Raw genomic sequence first — 21,077 nt, forward strand, 5'->3', positions numbered from 1 at the left:
CTGATGGATGAGCATCATTATCTATCCGCAGGTAATGCGAGCGGCGCGCTGACGATCGAGGGTGTTCCATCTGCCGCTTTCATTTGCTACGATATCAGATTTCCGGAATGGATGAGAACACACACAGCCGGCGGGGCAGAAGTGCTTTACGTCGTTGCGGAATGGCCGCTGGCCCGGCTTAACCATTGGAGAACGCTTCTCCTGTCCCGAGCCATCGAAAACCAGTGCTATATCGTAGCATGCAACCGCAGCGGCAGTGATCCAAAAAACAAATTCGCCGGTCATTCCATGATCATCGACCCATGGGGAGAGATCCTGGAGGAAGCAGGTGAAGAAACAGAGGTCATCACCGCCGAATTGAACTTGGAAAAAGTAAAAGAGGTAAGAAAGCAGATTCCGATATTCCAGGATAGACGTCCGGAGCTTTATTAATTGACTTTAACTCCAGATGCTCCACAAAATTGGAGTGTGAATTTTTTGAGTTTCGCTCGGCTGTCAGTCCTGTGCCCCTGTTTTTATAAAAGTGAGTGCTAAGAAAACCGAAGTATGTTGTATTCAGGGGTGATTGTAGCGTAAGGGGCGTGACCTCCTGCGGGACTAGCGGGACGTCCAGTTCCAGCACCCAGCCCCTCGGGATCAAATAACCCACAGAGAAAAAAAGGAAAGATCACCTTTTCTTCTCTGTGGAACATTTGCCTGTCGGGTCTGAGCAGGGCGCTTCCACTTTTTATACAGGCGCAGCCGAGGAGGCGCAACGCCCGCCCCGCGGAGTCATGCAACTGGAGCGGAAATCACGCAATATTTACAAAAAGAGCTGAGATATTTTTTAAAAACTATTGACAATTAAACCCAAAGTTAGTTTAATGTTCATCAGGAATATTAAATGTTTTAAAAAATCAAATATTACATTCTCTTATCAAGAGTAGGCGGAGGGATTTGGCCCGATGAAGCCCAGCAACCGACTGTCACCAGCATAGCTGGAGCGTTTTATTAAACGCTGGTATCCACCTGACAGCACGGTGCTACTTCCAACAGAAAGAGTAATCTTTCTGGCAGATAAGAGGTGCGAAGTCCAAATGTCTTCAAGCCTCTTTCTAAATGAAAGGGGCTTTTTACTTAGATAAAAAGCCTCCTTAACCAAGGAGGAATCAGAAATGGGAATCTTAAAACAAAATGGATATTATCCTTTAACAGAAAATAGTGCAGTGGATTTAGCCAGGTCATTAGGCTTTTTTGACGAAAATGAAGAGCTGTACTGCAATGAAATCGGCGATGGAAATCTGAATTATGTGTTCAGGGTCGGCAATCACCTTTACGAAAAATCAATTATCATCAAACAGGCGCTTCCTTATGCGAAAGTCGTCGGAGAAAGCATGCCGCTGACACTGAAGAGAGCTCAGATTGAAAGCAGTGCCCTCCAGAAATACCGTGAGCTCATCCCGGAATCCATCCCGCAAATATTGTATACAGATGATGAGCTCGCTGTGACGGTGATGGAAGATTTATCAGATTATAAGATTCTGAGAAAAGGCTTGATTGAAGGAGAAGTATATCCGCATCTGCCAAAGCATGTTGGTAATTACCTGGCAAAAACCCTCTTTTCACTTCGGATTTTGGCTTGAACGGCAGAGAGAAGAAAGAACTGGTTGGCCGGTTCATCAACCCTGAGTTGTGCAAGATCACGGAGGACCTTGTTTTTACCGACCCGTTCTATGACCATGAAAGCAATGATTTTGAGGAAGAGCTAAGAGAGAAGGTTGAAGGCCTCTGGAGTGATTCTGTGGTAAGACTTGAAGCCGGTAAACTAAAGAGAAAATTCTTAACACAGGCTGATGCCTTGCTTCACGGTGATCTTCATACAGGTAGTATCTTCGTTAAAGAAGACGATACCAAAATCATCGACCCGGAGTTCGCATTCTTTGGGCCAATCGGATTTGATATCGGACAGTTTTTTGCGAACATCCTCTTAAATTCCCTATCAAGACCAAAAGAGGACCATGCCGGAAGACTCTCAATCATTTCTGAAACTTGGAGAGTATTTTCCTCTGAATTTACTAAACTATGGCTCGAGCACAATCAGGAAACCTACTCCACAACAGCTGGTTACCTGGAACATATCCTGGCTGAAATCTTTGAGGATTCCATCGGTTTTGCCGGATGTGAAATCATCAGGCGTACAATCGGACTCGCTCACGTCGCAGACCTTGATGGAATTACAGACAAGACAACCAGATTAAAAGCTAAATCAGAGGCCATCGATTTGGGAAGAAGGTTGATTCTCCAAAGGAAAATCATTAAAGGCCCTGAACAACTGGCATTATATTAGGCTCTTTTCTAAATTTGTTGCTATTTAATATAAAGTTCAAGAGATATAGCCATATTTCATACGAATCACCTTGGTAAACAAGAAAGAAAAGAGCTATTCCCCCTGTTCAGTAAGCCCCGGTACCCGAGGGAAAATTCCGGCCCTTTGGATTTTTCCGATAGCAACAATCTTTACGAATTCAGCGTTTCTAAAACTTTGTTGCTATTCAATATGAAAGACAAAAAAATATAGTCATAATCCAAGGAAATATCATGGTAAGCAAGATAGAAAAGAGCTACTCTCCCTGTTCACAGAGAAAAAACCTTGTAACCAGGGGAAAAATCCGGCACTAGGGATTTTTTCCGGAAACAACACTCAATACGAAAAACAGCATTATACTAAGGGGGAAGATCATGACAACCGAGACGACAACCATCCGCTCTGTACAGTGGAAGGACGATCACATTCTGCTGCTGGATCAGCAAAAACTTCCGCATGTAACGGAGTTCATTAAACTTACGACAATTGAGCATGTATGGGAGAGCATTCACACTCTGAAGGTCAGAGGAGCACCGGCTATTGGTATCACGGCAGCTTTCGGGCTTGCACTCTGGGCTCAATCTTTTCAGGAAAAAGAAAATTACCTTGGCTTTTACTATGAACTTGAAAAAAAGCGCAAATACTTGGAAAGTTCCCGTCCAACAGCGGTAAACCTGGCGTGGGCCCTGACAAGGCTTTTTAACCGGTTCGCCCAGGCGGCTACCGTTGAAGAAGGACAATCACTTCTGCTGGAAGAAGCATTAATCATCGCCAACGAGGATGAAGAAGTTTGCAGATCAATCGGGGAGTATGCCGCTGAACTATTCAATGAAGGGGATGCTGTCCTGACGCATTGTAATGCAGGCGGAATTGCCACTGCCCGGTATGGCACAGCCTTAGCTCCGTTTTATATTGCCAAAGAAAAAGGAATCGAACTGAAAGTATACGCTACCGAAACAAGACCGGTCCTTCAGGGGGCACGGTTGACCGTCTGGGAATTAATGCAGGCCGGTATTGATGTCACCCTCATCACAGATAACATGGCCGCCCATACAATCGCAGAAAAAAATATTTCTGCCATCATCGTTGGTGCGGACAGAATTGCGGCGAACGGCGATACAGCCAATAAAATCGGAACCCTGGGACTGGCAATCCTGGCAAAAGCATTCAATATCCCTTTCTACGTAGCGTCCCCTTTATCAACGATTGACCTGGCCATCGAAACAGGGGCTGAGATTCCTATCGAAGAACGAACCCCTGAAGAGGTTACCCACTTGAATGGAGTGGAAGTGGCTGCCAAAGGGGTAAAAGTGTTTAACCCTGCCTTCGACGTTACACCGAATGAATACATTACAGCCATTATTACAGAAAAAGGAATCCTTAAAGGGAATTATAAAGAACAGTTATCCTCTTTAATATAGTGAATTCTATTCTAATGAGTATTGATTTTCGCTTCAGGTTCGCTCCGGCACCATCAACAACTTTAACAAATCAAGCCCAATCTTTTAGAGAACTTTCTTAGAGTAAAACCCTACTAGTGTGCCTGGTACAAATCAGATGTTCTGTACCAGGCACCTTTTTTTGTAGAAGCCCCTTCTCAATACGTATAATGAAAGAAATATCTATAGCGAAAAACTAGATGATGTGAGGACTTGGAGTTTTTCAAGGACATCAAACAACAAAATGAAAGCTATAAGTGTCTTGAGCACCTTTCTCAAGGACATCAAACATGAAAACGAATGCCAAAAGTGTCTTGAGCACCTCTCTCAAGGACATCAAACAAGAAAACGAAAGCCATAAGTGTCTTGAAGACCTTTCTCAAGGACAACAAACATTAAAAATAAAGCAAAAAGTGTCTTGGGCACTTCTCTCACTGACATGAAAGCAGGGATCATCATGGCAAAAAAACGCTATAAAAACTTAGACAATGTCAACAACCAAAAATCAGTAGGTGACCTGCTGAAATGGATGAAGGAACGACGATCGAAAACAAAAGATCTGAAGACACAGATTCCGCAGGCTCCTCATAAAGAGGTAAGAAGGCTGCAGCACAACCGGGAACAGGCTTCCATCACATGGATCGGTCACTCAACATTCCTTATTCAATTGAACGGATTGAATATTTTGACGGACCCTGTATGGGCAAGAAGGATGGGGGCGGGCAAGAGACTGACAGACCCTGGGCTGGATCTGAAGGAGATCCCAGCTATTGACATCGTGTTGATTTCCCACGGGCACTATGATCATTTGGATTTTGCCACCATCAGAAAAATTAAAGGCACCCCAACCTTCTATATCCCTCATGGTCTGAAACCAGCATTTACAAGAAGGGGATACAAGAAGGTTATAGAAGCGAACTGGTGGGATTCGTTCAACTCGCAAGGAATCACCATCGAATTTGTGCCTGCGCAGCATTGGACTAAACGCACTCTGTCAGATACCAACACATCCCATTGGGGAGGCTGGGTACTGGGTTTCGAAAGCCAAAAACAACCGATATATTTTGTCGGTGATACAGGATACTTTAGAGGCTTCAAAGACATTGCAGAGAAGCTCTCACCAGAGATCATTCTAATGCCGATAGGGGCCTATGAACCTGAATGGTTTATGAAGGACAGCCATATCAATCCGGAAGATGCGGTGAAAGCCTTCATCGAAATGAATGCCGGATTGTTCATTCCGATGCATTACGGTGCTTACCGGCTTGCAGATGACACTGGTCCGGAAGCACTTGACCGCCTTCTTGCTGAATGGCAGAAAACCGGCTTGGAAGATGAAAAACTAAAAGTACTGGCTATTGGGGAGACTCTCTGGCTTTGAGAACTGCCATGAATAGAGCAGTTTTACCTTCAGCGGTTTCCCTTTTTTACAGACAACAAATGTTTTCATGTCAAACTTCAAAGATCCCAAAATAATCGCCACTAATTTTCTTCTTTTGAATATACATGGTTATTAGGATTGACAAAAGGAGGTATGTTTCTATATGGCAGTTTTGAAAGCGCCGGAGGAACATGTTAAACTGCTGGCGAGACTGATGAGAGCGGAAGCAGAAGGGGACGGCCGCCTGGGGATGCTTACAGTAGGCAATACCGGGGTAAACCGAGTCATATCAAACTGTTTGGATTTTAAGGATATCAGGACATTGAGAGATATGATTTATCAAAGTCCGGGCGGATTTGAAGCCACCGTGAAAGGTTATTTTTATCAGAGGGCAAGGGAAAAAGATATTGCTCTTGCAAGACAGGTCATAAAAGGGTGGAAGTATCACCCTGCATCCTATGCCTTATGGTTTTACCGGCCGGATGGTGCTTGTCCGCCAACCTGGTACAATCAGAAGAATGTGGGAAGATACAAAGCACACTGCTTCTTCGCGCCGACTCGCGAAGACTGCCCGCAGGTATATTATTAATGGCTGTTTTTGTGTAGATTGCTGCTTTTGGAAAAATCCCTTGGGCCGGATTTTTCCCCAGGTTACAGGATTTTCCTCTCTGAACAGGGAGAGCAGCTCTATTCTTCCTTGCTTACCAGGATATTTCGTGTGAATGATGTTATATTTTTCGAATTCATATTAAATAGCAACAAAATTTGAGAAAAGAGCCTTATTAATACACAAAGCAAAGCTTGCGAGCTCACCCGCAAGCTTTTTCCCGGTGACGTCCCGGTTTTTGTCGAATTCAGCCATTGTTTACGAAAAATCCTATGGGATATGATATAACTAATAATGAATAGACTTTAGGAGGATCATAGATGCTTAGCAAAACAATCAAAACGTACATAGAAGAAGAAATGAAGGATAACAGAATCAGCTTGTTTTCAGATGAAAGAGTCTTTGCAGAGGAACACGGACTTCTACCTGAAGGAACCGCTGCGGAACCTTTGGATGATTCCGTACGCTTTCATGACGCACTGATTGAACGGGTGAATAAAGAAACAGAAGAGCTTGTAAAAACAGAAGAGACCCCAGACTTTCTGCAAACTCCTGTCAATTTTGTCAAACAGCATGTAGATGAGTTTCTATATATCGACAGCAAGTGGTTTGATATCATCAGAATCGATGGTTTAACAATTGAAGTCGATGATGTTTTTGGCCATTACAGCGTTTTAACTGGTCTAAAGCAGCAAAAGAAGTACACCAATGAGTTGAAAGCCATCCTGTCGGAAAAACTTCATGGTGAAGACAAAGTTCAACTGATGTGGAATGACAAAGATGGTTTGTTTGATATCAATCTTTCAATCGACAAACTGGAAGGTTTTAATGAAAATGAGTCACTTGGAAAAAACCTTCAGCTGATTTACCATTTCTTCTTTTCTTCTCTTAAAGAGATGGAAGAAAAGAATAGTAACAAAGCGTAATCAGTCCCGTTTTTTTGAAGAAACAAAAAAATAATTCTGAAATAGCACCCAACTAACATTTTATTGTGTTAATGTGGGTGCTATTTTATTTGGTCAATCTTAGCCTATTACCAGTTCATTCAAAAACATATAGCAATATGTGGTAAAATATACTGAAAGATTATGAGAATTCAGTCTTTAACTAACGGGATTCAGTAAAGAAGAGGGGTAAATAATATGGCTGAACAAAGTCAATTGTTGGATGATCTTATTGATTTAGGAGATGGATTGAGATTAGTTTATAAAGAACCTAAAGAATACATTCGTTACTATTCCATCTATTATGGACAAAAATATGCAGACTACTTTTTTAGAAGATCTACGGAGACGATGATTGAAGTCGCATCCATTTTTGACTGTGGATATTTAATCATGAAGGAAGAAAACATCATCGGCGGTGTATTCCTGAAGCCGAATTTCATGTCAGATTTATTTGTTATTCCGCCTTATCAGGGTTATAAAGGATTAGCGCACAAGCTTTTATGCCATCTAAAAAAGATTTCAAAGCCTGAAGAGAAAATCTTCCTGAGAGAGATTGTAGAAGAACACGTCGCAACTTATATACAAAAAGGATGCGAGGTTAATGAGGTTAATTATTGGATGATTCGCCCGACGCAATCATTAGAGGCAGTTCTCCCTGAAGGTTATTTATCAAGATCTGTTTTATCGGAAGACATAGAGGATATAGCCTGTTTAATTATGAAAGCTTATAAAGCAAATCCAGCCTATAAACAAATCGGAACGAAAGAGGATTATGCTAATCACGTGAAGGAGTTCATAGAAAAATATCAAACCAATAGAATCATGGATGAGTGTTCAAGGGTTATTGTAGAACAGAGCACGACCAACATAGTGGGTGTCTGTCTGCATATGGAATTCGAACAATATCCTCTGATCATGAGTCTCGCCGTAGACCCTGAGCATCAGCAAAAAGGGATTGGACGATTCCTTTTAACCAATTCCATTAACATATCGAGTAAAGAGTACCCGGCAACCCGTTTATCTGTACTAAAAGACAATTCAGCAATCAAGCTTTATGAAAGCCTTGGATTCATTAAAAATAAATCTATTACGGATATGTATTTAGTGTACTAAAATGAAAGCCTTAGTGATTGTTAGACTTATAAGAACTAGGAAGAAGTATACTAAATGAAAAAGCTTGGGGGTACCACTCCCAAGCTTTTTTGTGTCATTTGTATGCTTACCTCCAGGTTATCATTTAATTTCAAGGGAAATCGCTTCACTGTTATAACTTCCAACGAAATGTTAGTGACAACACCTTTTTCATGAAATCCTCAAACGTAAATTGGGGGCCTTTTGTCTGATTGAACCAGACACGGACTGTTTCCATCAGCCAGGATGGGACCGGTTTTCCGTCTATATAACGGTAATACTGTTCATATCCTTTCTTCAGATACTCCCAGCGCTTATCATTTCCAGGCTGGACATATTCCGAAACATCGATAATTTTTGCTTTGCCATCATGCAGCAGGATATTTTTCAAGTGCATATCCCGTGGGTTCAATCCCTGTCTACGAATATGATCCCTGGCTTCTTCCACTTCAACTATCACAGAAGGCGGGATTGAAATTCCCTGAAGCAAACAATCATAAAGCGTTGTGCCTTCCACGAAACTTAAGACAAGAAAGTTTTCACCGCTGCCGAGTTTCTGTGAAAAGTAAGGGGAGACCCCCAGACGGTCATACACATATTCCTCAACAGCCTTTTTATCCCGTTTTTCATCCGCATATACTTTGAATGCCAGGTGGGGAAGGAGCATAGATCGAAATACAGCCGCGTCCGTTCCCGTCCCAACTAAAAGAAGACCATGTGCATCTCCATCGATGGAGACCGGTTCATTATTTGGATTTGCTTTGATTACGAGTTTATTTAAATCGGGTATAACGGCTTGCCATTCAGCCAGCATCATCTTCACTCCTCACATCTACTTCTTATTATAGTATAGTAGAAGAAAACAAATGAAATGAGGAAAATGATGTTCATTCCAAAAGATTTTAAAGTGGAAGATCAACAAAAGATACTGGAGTTTATCAAAGACAACAGCTTTGGCATCTTATTTTCACAGGATGATGAAGGTCCTCACGCGACACATTTGCCCTTCATTCTTTCACAAAAAGACAAACCAGAACTCATCGGACATATAGCCAAGGCGAACCCGCAATGGAAAACGATACATGGAAAGAAAGTGCTGGTCGTGTTCTCCGGTCCTCACTCATACATCTCCGCCTCCTGGTATAAAGAAAAGAGAAATGTACCGACTTGGAATTATGTTGCCGTACATGTCCAGGGAACCATTGAAATAATAAAAGAAGAAACCGAATTGCTGTCCATTCTCCACCAATCCGTGGATTTCTATGAGAAAGATTTCGAAAATCCTTGGAAGATGGATAATGAACCTGAAACCGTCAGCCGGCTTCTAAATGGGATTATCGGATTCAGGATTGTGATTGATTCTATCGAAGGGAAATGGAAACTGAATCAGAACAAAAGCTCTGATAATAAAAAAGAAGTCATCAAGAACCTCAGGAAACAGGACATCTATGATTCCCATGAAATTGCAGACTTGATGGAGAAAGACTTGTAAATAGAAGGAATTCCCCTACTTAAAGAGAAGTTAGTAATAGAAAGATTTATGAGAGGGGAACCCTATGATATTTGAAATGACCTATCAAATTAGAGTATCTGATTTTGAAAAAGGAAAGCACTGGTATGAGACTCTGCTCAAAAAGAAACCTGATTTTGTGCCCCACGAAGATTTTGCAGAATGGGAAATCATTCCCTGCTGCTGGCTGCAAGTTACCAAAGGGGATCCTGCAGAAAACAGTGGGCCAATTCGCTTGGGCATTAAGAATATCGAATCCGAACGGCAAAGATTGATGAAGGAACTTCAAACTGATTATTTCGAAATCCATGAAAGGGAAGAGGTGCCTGTTAAGTGGGCAACTTTTAAAGATCCTTGGGGCAATCAGCTCGGGTTCTTTCAGTACCTCGATGAAAAAGAAAGGGATTTCAGGATTGCTGAACTAATCGGAAATAAATAGATTTAAAATTTCAGGAGGAAACAGGTTGATCATTATTTCAAAAGCGCAAATTACAGACTTGGATGAAATCGTTGCTGTGGACTCCGAAGTCATCGGCAGCAAGGCGAGAAGTTCAATTATTAGAGAAGCAATCAAGACTGGCCAATGTCTTGCAGCCAAAGAGAATGACACAGTGGGCGGATTCCTGATCTATAACCTCCATTTTTTTGAATGTACATTTATTTCACTGGTTATCGTTTCTCCCCCACAGAGGAGACGAGGGTATGCCAGCCGCCTGATTGAGTCTATGTTTCACCACTCACCGACTCCTAAGATTTTTTCTTCTACCAACCGCTCCAACCTTGCTATGCAGCGTGTCTTTGCCGCCTGTGGATTTCAACCGAGCGGAATTGTTGAGAACCTTGATGAAGGGGACCCGGAACTGATTTATTTTAAAAGAATAGCAAAAGAGTGAAAAGGAACACTATATTTATATTAAAAAAGGTCAGAGGCTCCCCTGATCTTTTTTTGCGTGCAGAATAAAAGCAGATATGAAACAGAAAAATCCACACTCTGAACGTTTTTGAAAGAAATTGAATTTTTATGATTGAAAAATGTAAAGGCTTACTTTATAATGAAGATACTTCAAAGCGAATTGGAGGATGAAAATGCTTACACCTGAACGACAGCAAATCATTCTTTCTCTTTTGGAAGAGAAGGGTGTCGTAAAACTTCAAGAACTGATTGAAGAAACAGATGCCTCTGAATCGACGATCAGACGCGATTTGATTCAACTGGAAGATGAGAAGAAGCTAAAAAGGGTTCATGGCGGTGCATCTTTACTGCAAGGTAAACGAAATGAACCGAGCATGACGGAAAAAACATTCAAAAACCTTCAAGATAAAATTCAAATAGCAAAGACAGCGGCTTCCTTCATCAAAGATGGAGACTCTATCTTTATGGATGCAGGATCTACCACACAACAGATGATCTCCTTTTTGAACCAGGAGAAATTAACGGTGGTAACCAACGGAATCACCCTGATCGAGCCTTTATTGGAAAAAGGCATATCCACCTACTTGCTTGGCGGGATGATCAAAGGCTCGACCCGCGCAATGATCGGCAGGTCTGCACTTGAAACTCTGAAGACCTATCGTTTTGACAAATGTTTCATTGGGACAAACGGAGTAGATCTTGATTATGGCTATACCACCCCGGATCCGGAAGAAGCCCTGATCAAGCAAGCAGCTATGAATCTATCACAAGAAAGATTTGTCCTTGCCGACCATTCAAAAATCGGAGAAGTATCTTTCAGCAAGATTGCTGAAATGGAAGAGGCTGTCCTGATTACAAACAAAACAAGTGAAAACATACAACAATTTCAACAGCATACTTCAATAAAGGTTGTGACAACATGATTTACACACTTACCCTTAATCCCTCTATCGATTACTTTGTGACAGTCGATGAACTGGCACTTGGAGGAACGAATCGGATGGAGCATGAAACAAAGGCTCCAGGCGGAAAAGGGATCAACGTCTCAAGAGTACTAACTTCTTTGGGTATCCAAAACAAAGCTTTGGGATTTCTAGGCGGTTTTACAGGTCAGTACATTTTGGATGAGTTGTCAAAGGAAAAAATTAATACTGATTTTATCGAAGTGGACAGCGATACGCGCATCAATATCAAACTTCGCGGAAAACAAGAAACCGAAATTAACGGAAGCGGACCGGAAATTCCTGCTGATGCACTTTCACATTTGAACGAACAGCTGCAAGCACTTACCGAAGGGGATGTATTGGTCCTGGCAGGCAGCATTCCACCATCCATGCCTTCTGATTTTTACGAACAGATTGTGAAGCAGTTGGAAAACAAAGGAGTCAAAATTGTCGTTGATACGACGAAAGAAAAACTGTTAAACACCCTGAAATACGAGCCATTCCTGATCAAGCCGAACCATCATGAGTTGGGCGAGCTCTTTGATGCTTCCATCGACAGCAAAGAGGATGCAATACCATACGGGAAGAAACTGGCTTCAATGGGAGCTCAGCATGTCATTGTCTCAATGGGGGGAAGCGGTACTTTATACTTTACCGGGGAAGAAGCCCACTTCGCCCCTGTACCAGCAGGAAAGCTGGTCAATTCAGTTGGAGCTGGAGATTCGGTGGTCGCAGGATTCATCGCGGCCTATGAGCAGACAGGGGACGCGCTGTACAGCTTTAAATATGGTGCTGCAGCCGGCAGTGCTACAGCATATTCTTCAGGCTTCTGCACAAAAGGAACAATCGAAAAACTGTTAAATGAAATAGAGACAACACCTATTTCAGGGAGGGAAAACCAATGAGGATAACAGAACTACTGCAAAAAAACACCATGATCCTTCATTTACAATCAGACTCCAAAGCGGATGTCATCGATGAGCTTGTCAAAAAGCTCGATGATGCAGGAAAGCTGAATGATCGCGAAGGATATAAGAAGGCAATCCTGGCAAGAGAAGAACAAAGTACAACAGGAATCGGGGAAGGCATTGCTATTCCGCATGCCAAAACTGCATCCGTAAAAACTCCTGCCATCGCATTTGGCCGCTCAACAGAAGGAATTGATTATGAAGCACTCGATGGTCAAAACAGCCATTTATTCTTCATGATTGCGGCTTCTGAAGGAGCAAACAATGCCCATTTAGAAACACTTTCACGCCTGTCATCACTATTGATGGACGAAGCTTTCAGAAAGAAATTATTGAATGCAGCGGATGAGGAAGAAGTACTTCGTCTGATTGATGAAAAAGAAAAAGAGGTTCTAGCAGAAGAAGAACCTCAAGAAACAGATTCACAGAGCAGCGGCACGAAGACTGTGAAAGTTCTCGCAGTAACGGCCTGTCCAACAGGGATTGCCCATACGTATATGGCGGCAGATTCACTGAAGGCGAAAGCAAAAGAAAGAAATATCGACATTAAAGTTGAAACCAATGGTTCCAGCGGCGCTAAAAACCGTTTGACTAAAGAAGAAATTGAGAATGCAGCGGCCATCATCGTTGCAGCGGATACAAAAGTTGAAATGGAGCGATTCAAAGGGAAAAAGGTCATCCAGGTGCCTGTAGCGGAAGGTATCCGTAATCCCGACAAACTCCTGGACCGGGCAGTTAATGGGGATGCACCTGTTTACGAAGGCAGCGGTAAATCCGCCTTAGACGAAGAAGGAGAAACGAAAGAAAAACGCAGCGGTTTCTATAAGCATTTGATGAACGGTGTTTCCAACATGCTTCCATTCGTTGTCGGAGGCGGTATTTTAATCGCCATTTCCTTTATGTTTGGGATTGAGGCATTTGACCCTGAACATGAAAGCTATCACCCAATTGCCGAAGCACTTATGACTATCGGCGGCGGTTCAGGTGCCTTTGGTCTGATGATTCCTGTTCTTGCAGCATTCATTGCGATGAGTATTGCTGACAGACCAGGTTTTGCGGCAGGTATGGTCGGCGGTTTCCTTGCAGCTTCAGGCGGAGGCGGCTTCCTTGGCGGTTTGATTGCCGGTTTCCTTGCAGGTTATGTTGTCCTTCTTTTAAAGAAACTATTTGCAAATCTTCCAAACTGGCTTGAAGGCTTAAAGCCGGTACTTCTTTACCCGATCTTTGGAATTTTGATTACAGGTCTTATCATGCTATTTGTCGTCAACGAGCCTGTATCTTTTATCAATAATCAATTGCAAGAATGGCTCGGCGGCATGGGGACAACGAACTTAGTCCTTCTCGGTATTCTGCTTGGCGGAATGATGGCCGTTGACCTTGGCGGCCCGATCAACAAAGCGGCATTCACATTCGGAATTGCCATGATCGATGCCGGTAACTTCGGACCGCACGCAGCTATTATGGCGGGTGGAATGGCTCCACCGCTTGGTTTGGCATTAGCGACGACATTCTTTAAAAATAAATTTACAGCGCAAGAAAGAAAAGCAGGTTTCACTTGCTACTTCATGGGTGCATCATTCATCACAGAAGGAGCAATCCCATTTGCAGCAGCAGATCCAGGACGCGTCATCCCATCTGCGATAGTCGGGTCTGCAGTAGCAGGCGGACTGTCCATGGCATTCGGAATCGGCCTTCCTGCTCCTCACGGCGGAATATTCGTCATTCCAGTCGTAGGCGGAAATCCTTTTATGTACATCCTGGCTATCCTGATCGGTTCACTTGTAACAGCCATCATGGTGGGATTACTCAAAAAACCTGTTCAACAATAAGGAAGAAGCGAAGGCTGGGGGTTCCCGGCCTTCGTTTTTTTGTTCATTTTTAAAAATTTGCTGCTTTTCCCTTTTTCTTAAACATCAATGTTAGATGAAGCTTTCCGCTCCACGTGCGTGACTCCGCTTCAATCAACTTTATATTCAAATTCTTATATTAAGTTCATAAACTTTCCCGTATGACAGTCATTATTTAACATCGTGGCTAAGAGAAGTAGTGCGTTGAATTCTACTCCTGGTCCGTAACTATAAGGAGATAGACCCTGAATCTGCATTTTCACTGATCTTGCAAGACCCCCTGTACATTCCGCTACAGTCAACTCATTATAGAATAAAGGAATCTACACTTTACAAATACATAAGCTCTAAATAAAAAAGGGTTCGCTTACAAAAATCTTGATGTAGATCCAGCGAAACAGCAATAATGTCACGGCAAATAATAAACAGAAGTATACAGGGTGCCATTGGGGACCCAAAACCATAATTCCGCTCTTAACCAGCATATATGTAAACCCACATTCCAAAAGAACCAGCAATAATCCCCAATACCATTTAAAGTAAAATACAATCACAAGAGCCATCAAGATTGTGATAAAAAACAGATAAATCGAATTACCAAAAATAGAATCGCGTATAGGGTCCTCAAATACTCCTATCCGGTAATAATGTGACGAAGAGAGAGAAACCATAAAAAATTTTAGTGAATGTGCATACGTATTAAGACCTAAATAAATTGTTAAAACCATTGCTGCTTTTTTTGGTACCAGCATGGAAGTGTACCACACCCGAGCAAGCCTGAATCCCACCGGAAGCAGGAGTGCCGTATAAATAGTACTCCACCAGTAATGGTGATAAATATCCATATGCAGAAAGGTGAGCTCGGCCCCTGCTAATACAGCAGTTACAATGAAAATCCATACCCAATTCAATTGAAAAGCAGCAAGAAATACAGCTGCTGAAGGGACCGCGAGCCCTTGAGAAGTGAAAGAACCAAAAACGTTATCCAGCCATTTCAGATCAAAAACACCAGGCGTATAGGCATAAGCATTGAAACAGATTAGTATAATGAAATCCAAAATGAAACTAAGTCCTGAAATAAAAAAATAGACGGATAGTACCCTTTTAAATTCATGGTTTTTAAAAATGAAAGTAGAGAAAAGAATGATTAAGGCTATAAGGGACAAAAGAATATACCAAGTATAGTTAGGCATAGACACCATTTTAACACCTGCTTATGTACTGCCTGTTATTTAACATCATAACTATAATTTGCTTACCGATACTCCGGATTATTCATTCAATCCTCCTTTTTAAAAGGAAAAGCACCTCCCAAAATGTTTGGAAAGGTACTTTTCATTTCTTATTTAATAAAAACCTGGACGGCCATACCCATAGCCTGGTCTGCCGTAGCCAAATCCGGGACGGCCGAAACCATATCCATATCCTGGTCTGCCGTAACCAAACCCGGGGCGGCCATACCCATATCCAAAACCAGGTCTGCCATAACCAAACCCTGGACGGCCGTAACCATATCCATATCCGCCAAATCCTCCAGCAGCACCTAAAAGAAGTAAAGGTAATATTCTTTCATCCTGTTCGTGAACAGGGAAACTTTCTCTATACATAAGCAACCTCCTTAAATAACATTCGATTTATTGTATGGAAAACAATGACTAACGGTTTACGATTGAAGCAAAAAGGGGCTTGAACTGCTAATATCGGTGCGCTTTATCGCTTTAAACCACTAAGAGGGACAGTCCCTCTTAGTGGTTTAAAGTAATAAAGCAGCTTAACAAGTTTCCCTTTTATGGGACTTGTTTTTTGTGCCGGTTCGGTAAAGATAAGGAAAAAAGAGTGGGAGTGATACCATGCCGGAACTTCCTGAAATGGAGAACTATAAGAACCTTTTATCAGAGCGTATCCTTAATAAGCAAATATCCGAGGTAGAGATCGGAAGGGAGAAATCGATAAACGTTCCTGTAGATGAGTTTACACATCTCGTCAAAAACCGGACGATAAAAAAAGTGACAAGAAGAGCAAAGCACTTGCTGTTTCACCTCGATAATGATGTAGTATTATTATTGCATTTAATGCTCGGCGGCTGGATGTTTTACGGCAGTGAACAGGAGAAGCCTGACCGAACCATCCAAATCCGCTTATCTTTTGGAATTCAGCATTTATATTTTATCGGCCTGAGACTTGGGTATTTACATTTATATAAAGACTTGGATGAAGCAGCAAAAGAATTGGATGATCTCGGCCCTGAGCCTATAACCCCTCCATTTTCGGTTGAGCAATTTCTCGACTTGGCCGGAAAGCGAAGAGGGAGCTTGAAAACCACATTGGTAAATCAGCGTTTTCTCGCAGGCATTGGAAATTGTTATTCCGATGAGATTTGTTTTCATGCGGCGATCATGCCCGGACGGAAATTCAATGAGCTTTCCCAACATGAAACCCGTCAACTCTTTCAGTCCATGCAGTTTATATTGAATGATGCAATTGCAAGTGGTGGATATATGGAAGAACCGTTGTTTCCCGGAGACAACCTCACTGGCGGGTATAATTCTAAATGCAGGGTGTATGACAGGGAAGGAGAGCCATGCATCCGTTGCGGAAGTCAAATAATCAAGGATAAAATTTCTTCAAAAAAAACATTCTATTGCGGAAATTGCCAAAAGTAAGATTCTCTAAAGCAGTATAGAAAAGGTGATTAAAATGGATAAGTTACATGAATTGCATGAAGAGGCAGTACAAGACACAAAACGAAAAATAAAAGAAGACATCTTCCGCTTTATGGAGACAAAAGAGACAGCTCCTTCTTTTAATGATTACCTCAGCGAAAGAATACATTATATAGAGCAGTTATGGGTAAACGTCTGGCTGAATAAAGTCACTAATTTTGTCAGCAGGAGTGAAAAGAAAGCATTCCTCCGTGACCGGGACTACGAGGTCGAAGGGGTGGATAAAAAGATAATCAATCAAGTTTTCAGAAATGAAATGAGGGGTTATCAACCTTTCGATGTCATTCCTTGGCTGCAAGGACTTTCAGAGTCCAAAGCAGAACAATGGGAAGAACGTTATAAGCTGGCAAGGGAAGGCTATCTGCTGCGATTGGAGCAGGATAAAATTGAGGTTGAACAAAAAAGTGTTAAGTTTGAGATCACGAAAGCACTCGAGAGTACTTTTCATTCAGTAAAACAGGATTGGTATCTCCCTGTCCGTTATGCAGTTGCCCAAAAACTGGCGAGTGACTTTAAAGAAAAAGTAAGATACCGTCATGTCGATACTTTTATGCTGGAAGAACAGTTGGAAGAAATCGGACCATTTTATCCTGATGAATTTGGAACGCTTTCCGAGTTCTTTCATGAACTGAATGGACTAATTCACCGTACAATGCACCGCGGAAGAAGTTACTGGGAGTATGAGACTTATTTTTACGTATATGAAGAGTTTGTATCAAACTATGTATTGAAAACCTTCCCTAAATTACTTCTCAAACGAGTTAGCGAAGAACACTTAACGAAGTATCAGAAGGCTTTTGAGGATGAATTGACTTCCGATGAGTTAAGAAAATGGCTTCAACATGAATTTCTCGATGCCGCCCTTGTGTATACGGACTATCTGCAGGAAGAATACGTGGAGGACCTTCTTAACCTTGCCCAAATTCCTTTTGAAGAGGAAGCACATAAGGCCATATATCATGAAGATGTTTCCCGCAGAGAAGAAAGAAAAGCGGCGGAACTGGCGGAACTGGAACGCAAGAGGCAAGAAGAAGACCGCATGATGAATGATATTTTCGGCCGGGAGTACAGTGTCTCCCTCGGCGGTAATACCCGATACGTCCTTCACATCGGAGAAACCAACACAGGGAAGACGCACCAGGCATTAGAAAGCATGAGAGAGGCAGGGAGCGGGATCTACCTTGCACCTTTACGTCTCCTTGCCTTGGAAGTGTATGACCGATTGAACAATGAAGGTGTGCCATGTAATCTAAAAACGGGGGAAGAAGAGAAGACCGTACCAGGCGCCAATCATGTTGCCTGTACAGTGGAGATGTTTTATGAGAAAGAAGAATTCGATGTAGTAGTCATTGATGAAGCGCAAATGATGGCTGATAAAGACCGTGGGTTCTCCTGGTATAAAGCGATTACCAAAGCGCGGGCTAGAGAAGTCCATATCATTGGGAGCCGCAACGTTAAGCCAATGCTCCTGGGACTTCTGGAAAATTGTGATGTAGAAATCAATGAATACAACCGGGACATCCCACTCCAAGTAGAAGAACGCGAATTTTCATTGAAGCATGCAAAAAGAGGAGACGCATTGGTTTGCTTTTCCAGAAGACGGGTCCTCGAAACGGCCTCCAAGCTGCAAAATAACGGGCATTCGGTCAGCATGATATATGGAAGCATGCCGCCTGAAACCCGAAAAAAACAGATGCAGCGGTTCATCAAAGGGGAAACACGGGTCATTGTTGCAACAGATGCAATCGGAATGGGCCTGAACCTGCCGATCCGCCGGATTGTATTTTTAGAAAACGATAAATTCGATGGAACCAGAAGAAGAATCCTTACTTCTCAGGAAGTAAAACAAATAGCAGGCCGTGCCGGACGCAAAGGGATATACGATGTCGGAAAAGTAGCTTTTACAAAAGACATCAAAAAGATGAGCAAGCTGCTTGATCAAGAGGATGAACCTGTTCAATCTTTTGCGATAGCACCGACAAATTCCATTTTCGAACGTTTTCAAAAATATTATCATGACCTAGGCCGCTTTTTCGAGCTGTGGGAGAAGTTTGAAAGCCCATTTGGGACTCAAAAAGCTTCCTTATCCGAAGAAAGAGAGCTATATGAACTGGTAAGGGGCACAGAGATAGAAGGCCGATTGTCTATGATGGATCTATACGGATTCCTCCATCTTCCGTTTTCCAAGAAAGAACCTGAATTGACATCACAATGGCTTGAAACAATGGATGCCATTATAAGTGGAACCGAGCTCCCTGAGCCTAAATTAAAACGAAAAAACCTTGAGCAACAAGAGGTCGCCTATAAAGCAGTTGGGCTGCATCTGCTATTCCTTTATCGGCTTGGAAGAGGAACAGAAGCGATCTACTGGGAACGCTTGAGGGAAGATATTGCCGATGGGGTTCACGAAAGCCTGAACACAGAAGTATCATCCATGACACTAAAATGCAAGCAGTGCGGAAAAAGACTGCCTGCCGGATTTAGATTCCCTATCTGTGACAGCTGCCATTACGCCCGTGTAAGAAAACGGGGCAGAGGAAATAGAGGCTGAACCAGTAAGAAAGCCGCTTCCTTGGGGGAAGCGGCTTTCTTTTGTATGATGGTGTGTGGAATGTAGTTTTCGAGCAAGTGATTTGAGGACATATTCAGTCTCCTTTTACGAGTAACATGTCCCAGAGCTAGCACTTTGACTTCATATTAACCTTCATTTTGCGAGGAATATGTACCCAGGCTGGCACTTTGAGTACATATCAAGCCTCAATTTACGAAGAGTATGCCCCCGAGTTATTACTCAGACGGAAGATTCTATAAAGTTGACTGTAGCGGAAGGTGCGTGAACTCCTGCGGGGTTAGCGGGACAGGAGAGACCCCCAATCCAGTTCAGCGCACCTAACCTGCAAACACATTACAATAGCCTATATTGAACTAAAAACAAAAAAAAAACCGCACCCTCAAAGGCACGGCAAACATCAATCACGATAAAAATTCTCTGTATAATAGGGTTGTGATTCCTGGTTGAATGCAACTCCGACACCAAGGAACTCATATTCCTCTTTCAATATATTTTTCCTGTGCCCTTCAGAGTTCATCAGACCTTCATGTGCAAAAATGGAACTGAATTGACCATAAGCCAAATTTTCTCCTGCAACCGTAAATGTGATATTATCTTCCTGCATCCGGTCGAATGGGGACTGTCCTTCCAGGTTTGTATGATTAAAATAGTTATTATCGGCCATATCCAAGCTATGTTTCCGCGCTGTACTTCTTACATGCTCATCCCACGTCAATACTGGCAACCCATGATTGACCCGGGTAGCATTCGTCAGGTCAAAAAGCTGATATTCAAATCCTTCTTTCAAACCGTCATTACCATCGGAATAGATATCTTTTTTGGCATGTTCCAAGTCTTCGTCAATAATTTGCAGTGCAGTAACCGTATTATTTTCATGTTTGTCGTAAAAAACGGTAATGTAGCTATCATCGCGCTGGTACATTTCGTATTCGCCGTCATTTTGCAATTGATAGTATACCAATCCTTTTCTAATCTTAGAGATGGGCTCACCGAGTGTTTTATGAACTTCATCCTTCGAACTGTTCAATCCGATTCCAGAATCGGAAGCAATGAGGTCCTGATTGGTATAAAGGGCACTCACCTGATCATTTTCATCAAAGGATACCATGAGGAAATTTCGATAGCCCTGGTGGTAAGCGTGCCATTCAATGCCGTATTCGTTCACCGTTGATCGAACAGGAGTACCCACTGTTTGTTCAACGTACTCCTTGGTGTCTCCAATTTCAAGATTATGAACTGAAAATACCTGATCTTCCGGTTTTGAAAGTTCGGGCTTGCTCACTTCTACAGCTTCTGCATCATTATTAGGTTCTTTAACCTCTTCCTTAACCTCTTGTAGTGAATCTTCCAACCCGTAGATGATTGAACTGATCCGGTCACTTATGCCGGCAAGGGCATCCTGCACTTCCGGCTTTTCCTTAAAGGACTCGAGCTTAGCAATGGTGTCTTCAAGTATGGATGGGTCAATATGTTCCTCCCAATAGGGCTTTGTATTATAGGCGACCAGTATAATCAATACCAGCAGTAGTAGACGTCTCATGGTTCACGCTCCAATCTTAATTACCATTCTACCCGATTTCATCGTGCTCAAAAACTCTTAAACAGACCGATTTACGCATTTTTACACTGGAATATTATGCTAATCGCCTTACTTTCTACGAAGAATACCGTTTTATTCTTTGAATGACAGGGTATCATAAAAAATATCACTGAATTGAGACGAAGAGTTTCTGCACAATTCTACATAGGGG

Annotated in this window: 18 protein-coding genes, 1 pseudogene and 1 riboswitch; of the genes and pseudogenes, 15 read left to right on the forward strand and 4 right to left on the reverse strand. The window is 42.4% G+C overall.

The annotated features are described in order from the left end of the window. The 7 genes and pseudogenes from BSG1_RS05170 to BSG1_RS05200 form a co-directional block, all read left to right on the forward strand. Positions 1–432: nitrilase-related carbon-nitrogen hydrolase (locus BSG1_RS05170; protein WP_044022453.1), on the forward strand; the 432-nt coding region annotated here is incomplete at its 5' end. 478 nt (positions 433–910) lie between these two features. Continuing rightward, a riboswitch (SAM riboswitch) is annotated at positions 911–1,063 on the forward strand. Positions 1,064–1,154: 91 nt separating this feature from the next. Then, positions 1,155–2,326: pseudogene (gene mtnK / locus BSG1_RS05175) on the forward strand (S-methyl-5-thioribose kinase). 392 nt (positions 2,327–2,718) lie between these two features. After that, positions 2,719–3,765 carry an S-methyl-5-thioribose-1-phosphate isomerase gene (mtnA, locus tag BSG1_RS05180; protein WP_006835860.1) on the forward strand — a complete coding sequence of 349 codons (1,047 nt, stop codon included), beginning with the start codon at positions 2,719–2,721 and terminating at the stop codon, positions 3,763–3,765. Between the two features lie 475 nt (positions 3,766–4,240). Continuing rightward, positions 4,241–5,164, forward strand: a complete 924-nt coding sequence (locus BSG1_RS05185; RefSeq protein ID WP_044022468.1) for an MBL fold metallo-hydrolase — start codon at positions 4,241–4,243, stop codon at positions 5,162–5,164. A gap of 163 nt (positions 5,165–5,327) precedes the next feature. Beyond that, the gene (locus BSG1_RS05190) at positions 5,328–5,753 is read left to right on the forward strand and encodes a cell wall hydrolase (RefSeq protein ID WP_006835863.1); all 426 of its coding nucleotides are present in this window, start codon (positions 5,328–5,330) and stop codon (positions 5,751–5,753) included. 338 nt (positions 5,754–6,091) lie between these two features. Then, the gene (locus tag BSG1_RS05195; protein ID WP_006835865.1) at positions 6,092–6,697 is read left to right on the forward strand and encodes a hypothetical protein; all 606 of its coding nucleotides are present in this window, start codon (positions 6,092–6,094) and stop codon (positions 6,695–6,697) included. Between the two features lie 216 nt (positions 6,698–6,913). Further along, positions 6,914–7,831, forward strand: coding sequence for a GNAT family N-acetyltransferase (locus BSG1_RS05200; RefSeq protein ID WP_006835866.1), 918 nt, complete (start codon positions 6,914–6,916; stop codon positions 7,829–7,831). A gap of 151 nt (positions 7,832–7,982) precedes the next feature. On the opposite strand, the gene BSG1_RS05205 is transcribed toward BSG1_RS05200, so the two are convergent. Beyond that, positions 7,983–8,663 (reverse strand): serine/threonine protein kinase, encoded by a 681-nt coding sequence (locus BSG1_RS05205; protein ID WP_044022454.1) that lies wholly within the window; start codon positions 8,661–8,663, stop codon positions 7,983–7,985. A 69-nt stretch (positions 8,664–8,732) separates the two neighbouring features. On the opposite strand from BSG1_RS05205, the gene BSG1_RS05210 reads away from it, so the two are divergent. The 6 genes from BSG1_RS05210 to BSG1_RS05235 all read left to right on the forward strand — a co-directional run bounded on the left by BSG1_RS05210 (position 8,733) and on the right by BSG1_RS05235 (position 14,013). Next, on the forward strand, positions 8,733–9,341 hold the full coding sequence (locus BSG1_RS05210) for an FMN-binding negative transcriptional regulator (RefSeq protein WP_044022455.1): 609 nt from the start codon (positions 8,733–8,735) through the stop codon (positions 9,339–9,341). A 64-nt stretch (positions 9,342–9,405) separates the two neighbouring features. Next, the gene (locus BSG1_RS05215) at positions 9,406–9,798 is read left to right on the forward strand and encodes a VOC family protein (RefSeq protein WP_006835869.1); all 393 of its coding nucleotides are present in this window, start codon (positions 9,406–9,408) and stop codon (positions 9,796–9,798) included. Positions 9,799–9,826: 28 nt separating this feature from the next. After that, on the forward strand, positions 9,827–10,252 hold the full coding sequence (locus tag BSG1_RS05220) for a GNAT family N-acetyltransferase (RefSeq protein ID WP_044022469.1): 426 nt from the start codon (positions 9,827–9,829) through the stop codon (positions 10,250–10,252). Between the two features lie 193 nt (positions 10,253–10,445). Then, the gene (locus tag BSG1_RS05225; RefSeq protein WP_044022456.1) at positions 10,446–11,195 is read left to right on the forward strand and encodes a DeoR/GlpR family DNA-binding transcription regulator; all 750 of its coding nucleotides are present in this window, start codon (positions 10,446–10,448) and stop codon (positions 11,193–11,195) included. Continuing rightward, positions 11,192–12,121, forward strand: coding sequence for a 1-phosphofructokinase (gene pfkB / locus BSG1_RS05230; protein ID WP_006835872.1), 930 nt, complete (start codon positions 11,192–11,194; stop codon positions 12,119–12,121). Before BSG1_RS05225 ends, pfkB begins: the two co-directional genes overlap by 4 nt. Next, positions 12,118–14,013: a PTS fructose transporter subunit IIABC gene (locus BSG1_RS05235; RefSeq protein ID WP_006835873.1), complete on the forward strand. Its 1,896-nt coding sequence runs from the start codon at positions 12,118–12,120 to the stop codon at positions 14,011–14,013. Before pfkB ends, BSG1_RS05235 begins: the two co-directional genes overlap by 4 nt. Positions 14,014–14,378: 365 nt before the next feature. Here BSG1_RS05235 and BSG1_RS05240 read toward each other — a convergent pair whose 3' ends face one another. Together BSG1_RS05240 and BSG1_RS20145 are read right to left on the reverse strand one after the other, a co-directional pair. After that, positions 14,379–15,233 carry a hypothetical protein gene (locus tag BSG1_RS05240; protein ID WP_006835874.1) on the reverse strand — a complete coding sequence of 285 codons (855 nt, stop codon included), beginning with the start codon at positions 15,231–15,233 and terminating at the stop codon, positions 14,379–14,381. A 144-nt stretch (positions 15,234–15,377) separates the two neighbouring features. Then, positions 15,378–15,638 carry a hypothetical protein gene (locus tag BSG1_RS20145; protein ID WP_198008194.1) on the reverse strand — a complete coding sequence of 87 codons (261 nt, stop codon included), beginning with the start codon at positions 15,636–15,638 and terminating at the stop codon, positions 15,378–15,380. 243 nt (positions 15,639–15,881) lie between these two features. Between BSG1_RS20145 and BSG1_RS05245 the strand changes: the two genes are divergently transcribed. After that, positions 15,882–16,694: an Fpg/Nei family DNA glycosylase gene (locus tag BSG1_RS05245; RefSeq protein ID WP_006835876.1), complete on the forward strand. Its 813-nt coding sequence runs from the start codon at positions 15,882–15,884 to the stop codon at positions 16,692–16,694. Between the two features lie 34 nt (positions 16,695–16,728). Beyond that, the gene (locus BSG1_RS05250) at positions 16,729–19,305 is read left to right on the forward strand and encodes a DEAD/DEAH box helicase (RefSeq protein WP_006835877.1); all 2,577 of its coding nucleotides are present in this window, start codon (positions 16,729–16,731) and stop codon (positions 19,303–19,305) included. Between the two features lie 418 nt (positions 19,306–19,723). On the opposite strand, the gene BSG1_RS05255 is transcribed toward BSG1_RS05250, so the two are convergent. Beyond that, entirely contained in the window at positions 19,724–20,866 is a 1,143-nt protein-coding gene (locus BSG1_RS05255; protein ID WP_044022457.1) for a CAP domain-containing protein, read from the reverse strand. Between the last annotated feature and the right edge of the window lie 211 nt (positions 20,867–21,077).

The sequence above is a fragment of the Bacillus sp. SG-1 genome (assembly GCF_000181495.1).
Lineage (GTDB): Bacteria > Bacillota > Bacilli > Bacillales > Bacillaceae_B > Rossellomorea.